This is a genomic window from Mycobacterium sp. TH-M15 (assembly GCF_057473705.1).
Genome location: NZ_JBYCLB010000542.1, coordinates 1 through 1,661 on the forward strand (window position 1 = coordinate 1; position 1,661 = coordinate 1,661).

Annotated in this window: 2 protein-coding genes; one reads left to right on the forward strand and one right to left on the reverse strand. The window is 72.2% G+C overall.

The window, feature by feature from the left end; all coding sequences use genetic code 11:
* The coding region (locus tag AC2VNT_RS13230; RefSeq protein ID WP_486947297.1) for a hydantoinase B/oxoprolinase family protein at positions 1-1,146 on the forward strand (1,146 nt) is incomplete at its 5' end.
* Here the strand turns inward: AC2VNT_RS13230 and AC2VNT_RS13235 are convergent.
* The coding region (locus tag AC2VNT_RS13235; RefSeq protein ID WP_486947298.1) for a phytanoyl-CoA dioxygenase family protein at positions 1,134-1,661 on the reverse strand (528 nt) is incomplete at its 5' end. The genes AC2VNT_RS13230 and AC2VNT_RS13235 overlap by 13 nt on opposite strands.

Sequence of the window (1,661 nt, forward strand, 5' to 3'; positions counted from 1 at the left end):
ATCACCCCCGGCTCGATGCCCGCCGACAGCCGCACCGTCGACGACGAGGGGGTGCTGTTCGACAACTGGCTGCTGGTCGCCGACGGACGGTTCCGGGACGTCGAGACCCGGCGACTGCTGGCCGGGGCCCGGCACCCGTCCCGCAGCCCGGAGACCAACCTCGCCGACCTGCGCGCCCAGGTCGCCGCGAACCAGAAGGGCGTCGACGAGATCCGAAAGATGGTCGACCACTGGGGCTTCGATGTGGTGTCGGCCTACATGCGGCACGTGCAGGACAATGCCGAGGCGGCGGTGCGGCGGGTGATCGCCCGGCTGCCGGACGGCGAGCACCGGTACCGGACGGACTCCGGCGCCACCATCGCGGTCCGGGTCACGGTGCACCGCGGCTCACGCAGCGCCACGGTCGATTTCGCCGGGACGTCGGCGCAGCTGGAGACGAATTTCAATGCCCCGTCGGCGGTGGTCACCGCCGCCGTGCTCTACGTGTTCCGGACCCTGGTCGCCGACGAGATACCGCTCAACGACGGGTGTCTGCGCCCGCTGCGGATCGAGATCCCGGCCGGGTCGATGCTGGCGCCGGTCTATCCGGCCGCGGTCGTCGCCGGGAACGTCGAGACCTCCCAGGCGGTCACCGGCGCACTGCTCGGCGCGTTGCGGGTGCAGGCCGAGGGCTCCGGCACGATGAACAACGTCACCTTCGGCAACGCCGAGCAGCAGTACTACGAGACGATCGGGTCCGGGTCCGGCGCCGGCGACGGGTTCGACGGAGCCGCCGTCGTGCAGACGCACATGACCAACTCCCGGCTGACCGACCCCGAGGTGCTGGAACTGCGCTTCCCGGTGCTGCTGCGCGAGTTCGCGATCCGGCGCGGCAGCGGCGGCGGCGGGCGGTGGCGGGGCGGCGACGGCGCGATCCGCCGGATCGAGTTCACCGCACCGATGACGGTCAGCGTGCTCTCCGGCCACCGCACGGTGCCGCCGTACGGCATGGCCGGCGGCTCGCCCGGCGCACCGGGGCACAACCGGGTGATCCGCGCCGACGGGTCGGCCGAGGAGCTGGCCGGCTGCGACTCGGCCGAGCTCGCTCCCGGCGACCAGCTGGTGATCGAGACGCCGGGCGGCGGCGGTTACGGTCAGAGCGGCTGAGCGCCGGGGTCGAGTAACCGCTTGGGGTGCATCCCGTCGACCTGGCCGATGAACGGCGGGTGGATGCTGTAGCCGAGCATCCGGCGAATGTCCTCCGAAACCGCCCGCACCGTGGCGCGGGTCGTCGAGAGGGTGAACGCCTCCTGCGGGCGCAGCCACGGCTCGCAGTACTGGGCGGTGACCGCCAGCCGCGGGCCCGCGGAGTTGTTCGCACCGCCGCCGTGCCAGAGGGTCCCGACGAAGAACACACACGACCCCGCCGGCATCAGCACCGGCTGCCGCCCGGCCTCGTCGGGCACCCGCTCACCCCACCGGTGACTGCCCGCGACGACATCGGTGGCGCCGTTGTCGGCGCGGAAGTCGTCGATCGCCCAGATCGTGGCCGCCCCCAGCGCCGCCCGCGGCCGCGGCAGCGGATAGAAGCCGTCGTCGGTGTGCAGCAGCTGCGCCTTTTCACCGGGCAGGATGTTGATCACCTGCAGCATCGACAACAGGTAGTTGGGCAGGAACAGCCG